The organism is Paracoccus aminovorans (assembly GCF_900005615.1).
In the GTDB taxonomy this organism is placed as follows: Bacteria; Pseudomonadota; Alphaproteobacteria; order Rhodobacterales; family Rhodobacteraceae; genus Paracoccus; species Paracoccus aminovorans.
In genome coordinates this window covers 1-4158 of sequence record NZ_LN832561.1, presented here as the reverse complement: position 1 = coordinate 4158, position 4158 = coordinate 1, and the positions used below count along the sequence as shown (strand labels likewise).

The following is a 4158-nucleotide window of genomic DNA, read 5'->3' as shown; positions in this document are numbered from 1 at the left end:
TCAGGACTTGGGCAGGGTGATGCGGGTCGGCAGATCGTCGGACGGGCCTTCGTCGTCCAGGAAGGCCGGTTCCTCGTCGGCGGGCCGGGTGGCGAGCCACGCGGACGCCTCGGCCAAGGCATCCTCGTAGGCGGCATCCTGGGCGATCTTCGAGGGGCCAGCAGGGAACACGCCGCCGCCCACTTCCTCGCCGTTCTCCAGCAGCCGCAACCGCCAGCCGCCGCCCAGGTCGGCGGGGCGGGGGTCGATGGCATAGCCGTAGTCCGTCATCGCCGCGCCCTCTCGGCCATCAGGGCATCGCCCTTGCGCTTCCAGGCGGCCCGCTTCTCGTCATCGACCTGGGCCTCGGCCAGCGACACCAGAGCGCCCAGCAGCTCGCCCCGGTCGCGGGTCGGCTTGCCGGTCTTGGTATCGACCAGACCGGCCAGGATCATCAGGCCCGCCGACTCGTACAGCTCATGGTCGCGGGCCTTCCTCTCGGCGGCCTTCTCGGCGTTGATGATGCGGGCGGCGTCGGCGCGGGCCTTCTGGGCGCGTTCGGCGGCCTTCTCGGCGCGTACCAGGGCGGCCAGTTTGCGGCCATCGTCGGCGGTGCGGTCGGGCTTGTCGGCCAGCATCAGCAGCAGGCGCTGTTGATCGCTGGGAGCCTTCAAGCCGCGCAGGTATGCCAGCCGTTCGGCCAGCCATTTGTCTTGCGTCATGGGTGCGTCTCCCTCTGTGATGGAGGCTCCCATTTTACGCGGAAGGTGGCCGGGGCGCGACGGCTGCGGTATCCTTCCGTTTTACGGAAGGCGCGCTTAGTTGTTTCTCGGCAAGCCGAGAAACAGCGCGGTCTGCGACGCCAAAACCAGCCGCCTTCAGCGGCTAAAAACAGGAGCGGGCGAGCGGTGGCAATCGGGCGATTGAGCATGAAGGTAGGCAAGGCCGGGAAGGCCGGGCCTCATGCTGCCTACATCGCCCGCGAAGGCCAGTACGCCGACCGCCTAGAGCGCGGCGAAAAGTTGGAGGCGACCGAGGCGGGCAACATGCCCGCCTGGGCGCAGTCCAACCCGCAAGCGTTCTGGCAGGCGGCGGACGCCTTCGAGCGCAAGAACGGCACCACCTACCGCGAAATGGAGATTGCCCTTCCGCGTGAGCTGGACGCCGACCAGCGGGCCGCGCTGGTGCGCGAGTTTGTACGCCAGGAGATAGGCGACCGCCACGCCTATCAGTGGGCGATCCACACGCCCACGGCGGCGGACGGCCAGGAGCAGCCGCACGTGCATCTGATGTTCTCGGAGCGGCAGCGCGACGGCATCGAGCGCGACCCGGAGCAGTACTTCAAGCGGTACAACGCCAAGGCCCCGGAGAAGGGCGGCGCACGCAAGGGCTACGGCCCGAGCGCGGGCCAGACCTTGACCAAGGCCGAGCGGGCCGCCGAGCTGAAAGAGCTGCGCGGGCGCTGGGAGGCCATGTGCAATGCGCACCTGGAGCGGGCCGGGGTGGAGCAGCGCATCGACATGCGCAGCCACGCCGAGCGCGGCACCGGCCTGGAGCCGGAGCGCAAGCAGTTGCCGAGCCAGTGGCGCGGCCAGGGCCGGGCCAACGTGATCGAGTTCCGGCAGGCCCGCGCCGAGCTGGCCGAGGCCCGCCAGGAGCTGGCCCGCGCCGTGCCCGACGCCCGCGCCGAGGTCATCCACCTGGAGGCCGAGCGGCAGCGCCGCGAACAGGCCCAGCGGGAGGCCCGAGAGCGGGCCGAGCGTGAGAAGGCGCAGCAGGAGCGCCAGCGCCTGGAGCGCATGAGCAGCCGCGAGCTGGCCCAGGAGATTGCCCGCCTGCGGCCGCCGCGAGTGATCGACCTGGTAGAGCGCGATACGGTGGTGCTCCAGGCCGAAGCCGAGCGCCAGGCGCTCCAGAACCGGCACACCGAAGCGGGCAGCGCCTCAGCCCGCGCCCGCGACCAGGCGCAGGCATGGCGGGAGGCGCACAAGGTGCAGGCGTGGTTCCACGACAAGGGCATTGGTCATGCGCCCAAGCTGCGCGAGCTGGAACAGCAGCGCGAGGAACACCGCGCCGAGTGGCAACGACTTGGGCCGCGCATCGAGGAGGCCAGCTTGCGCGTGCAGCACGTGCGCCAGCAGGCGCACCAGCGCATCACCGCCGAGCAGGCGCCGACGCTGGCCAAGGTGGCCGAGCTGGAGGCCATGCAGAAGGAGAAGGCCCGCCAGGAGCGCGAGGCCGAGGCCAAGCGGCTTGCGCAAAAGCGCATCGAGGCCGAGCGGGAGGCGGTGCCCAAGGACTTCAAGCTGATGGCGCAGAAGCGCGAAATGAAGGCCAGCGGCTGGAGCGATCGGGGCGAGCAGTGGAAGGCCGCGCCGGAGGGCTTGAAGAAGCTGATCGACGGCTACAACGCCGCACCGAAGGAGATGCGCCCCGCCATCCTCGACCGCATCCTCAACGATGGCCAGCGCCGCGAGCAGGTGCGCGAGCTGCTGGCCGAGCAGCGGCAGCAGTACCGCGCCAACGACCGAGGCATGAGCCGCTAGAGCGGGAGCTGCCCCTGCGGATCGCGCATGAAGGTGAAGCGCAGCGCCTTGACCTTGCGGCCCGCCTTGATCGGCTGCCACTGGATCAGCCAGCCGTCCTTCTCGGTCAGTTCCTTGACCGCAGGCTCGATGATCTTGCGCCGGATGTTGGCGAAGTTCTCGCGCTGCTTCTCCGTGGCGTCCATCGAGGCGGCGAAGTCCTCGATGGTGTACTCGGCCCAGCCGGTGGACTCGAAGCGCATCAGCAGTTCCAGGAGCTTCCAGGAATAGGCCGAGCGCAGGGCGCTGGCCTGCTGGAGTTGGTAGGTCGTGAACTGCCGTTGCAGGCCGGTGAGGTGGCGCAGCAGATCCGGCCACCACGCCAGTTCGACCCAGCCCTCGCCGTCCTGGTACTTCACCGACCCCACCCAGCGCATTTGCACCCGCGTCGGCGGCAGCGGCTTGCCGTTGCGCTTGTGGGCAGGCTCGTAGAACGTGATCGAGCGGTTGTAGAGCTGCTTGGCCGCGCTTTGGAGCTGGTCATAGGCCGTATCAAGATCGACCTCGAAGGTCTCGGCGTATTCGGCGGCGGTGATCTTGGTGCGCGGCACCTCGCCGGGCTTGAGCACGCGGCGGCTGTCCAGCTTGGACACCGCAGCGGCCACGATGCGCTTCTCGGCCAGCGTCAGGCCGTGGCCTGCCCGCGTGAGCGCATTGCTCATCGTCACCCACCGTTCCCCCGCTGGCCGCTCCACGTCGGCCACGTCGTAGCCCTGCGCCTTGTGCGCCAGGGCCATTTGTTCCCGCTTCGTTCTTGCCATATGTGCCGCCCTTCCGGTTATTGTGCCTTGCTGTGATTTTGGCACATTTAGCTAAATGTGCCAAGAATTTGCGCAGGCACATCTGTGGATTGCACCGGAAAAAAGGCACGTAAACCGGAAAAAAGGCACATTTAACCGGAAAAAAGGCACAATAGGCGGCGGTAACTCTTTGATTTAAAAGGGGAAATCCCTCTAATAAACAAGAAAAAACTATTAAAAAACCCCTTCGGGCAGCGCCGCGCTGTGGATAAGCGCCGTTGCTGACCGAACCGGGCACGGGGCACCCCTGCGGGGTTCCCCCACCGCTTCGCGGCGGCTCCCCCTCCCGCATATCGAGGCCCCCATAGGGGGCGAGCTGTCCCCCCTTCGCGCCCTACGGGCTTGACCAGCCCCCTTCGGGCTGGACCCCCGCATGGGGTCTTGCCCCATACGCCGCGGGAGCAGGGGGCGGGCTACGCCCTTCTCCTGCTCCCCGGCTGAGGCTATCGGGGTTCCGTAGGCGTCAAGGGCCGGGCTTCGCCCTCTCCGGGGCTGCCCGTGTCCTCGCCCTACGGGCTGCGGGCCGCGCCAGCAGCCCCTACGACCCTTGACCCCTACTCCACCCCTTGGCGTCCCCTGAAAACGCGCTGTAGGGCCTCTGGAGCGGCCAGGAAGGGCAGTCAAGGGGTTGGTGCGGCCCGCAGCCCGTAGGGCGAGGACACGGCCCCTTGACGGCCCTGGAGGGCCAATAGCCTGTGCGAGAGGGGGCAGGACAAGGGCAACGCCCGCCAGGACTGCCCCCCGAGCCTCCCGGCGGCGAGGGCGGAGGTCTGGAGGCAGCGCCTCCAGGGTGT

The 4158-nt window shown here is 68.4% G+C and carries 4 protein-coding genes; 1 reads left to right on the top strand and 3 read right to left on the bottom strand.

Annotated elements, in window-relative coordinates:
* Together JCM7685_RS16195 and JCM7685_RS16190 are read right to left on the bottom strand one after the other, a co-directional pair.
* Positions 1–270 (bottom strand): hypothetical protein, encoded by a 270-nt coding sequence (locus JCM7685_RS16195; protein WP_074971252.1) that lies wholly within the window; start codon positions 268–270, stop codon positions 1–3.
* A complete protein-coding gene (locus JCM7685_RS16190) occupies positions 267–701 on the bottom strand; it encodes a conjugal transfer protein TraD (RefSeq protein WP_074971250.1) in 435 nt (144 codons plus the stop codon). Before JCM7685_RS16190 ends, JCM7685_RS16195 begins: the two co-directional genes overlap by 4 nt.
* A 207-nt stretch (positions 702–908) precedes the next feature.
* Between JCM7685_RS16190 and JCM7685_RS16185 the strand changes: the two genes are divergently transcribed.
* Positions 909–2525 (top strand): MobA/MobL family protein, encoded by a 1617-nt coding sequence (locus JCM7685_RS16185; RefSeq protein WP_100526146.1) that lies wholly within the window; start codon positions 909–911, stop codon positions 2523–2525.
* On the opposite strand, the gene JCM7685_RS16180 is transcribed toward JCM7685_RS16185, so the two are convergent.
* On the bottom strand, positions 2522–3301 hold the full coding sequence (locus JCM7685_RS16180; protein WP_074971256.1) for a replication initiation protein: 780 nt from the start codon (positions 3299–3301) through the stop codon (positions 2522–2524). The two genes, JCM7685_RS16185 and JCM7685_RS16180, sit on opposite strands and share 4 nt — an antisense overlap.
* Positions 3302–4158 lie beyond the last annotated feature (857 nt).

Coding starts and splice junctions, on each gene's coding strand:
- JCM7685_RS16195 (WP_074971252.1), bottom strand. CDS start 270: ATGACGGACTACGGCTATGCCATCGACCCCCGCCCCGCCGACCTGGGC.
- JCM7685_RS16190 (WP_074971250.1), bottom strand. CDS start 701: ATGACGCAAGACAAATGGCTGGCCGAACGGCTGGCATACCTGCGCGGC.
- JCM7685_RS16185 (WP_100526146.1), top strand. CDS start 909: ATGAAGGTAGGCAAGGCCGGGAAGGCCGGGCCTCATGCTGCCTACATC.
- JCM7685_RS16180 (WP_074971256.1), bottom strand. CDS start 3,301: ATGGCCCTGGCGCACAAGGCGCAGGGCTACGACGTGGCCGACGTGGAG.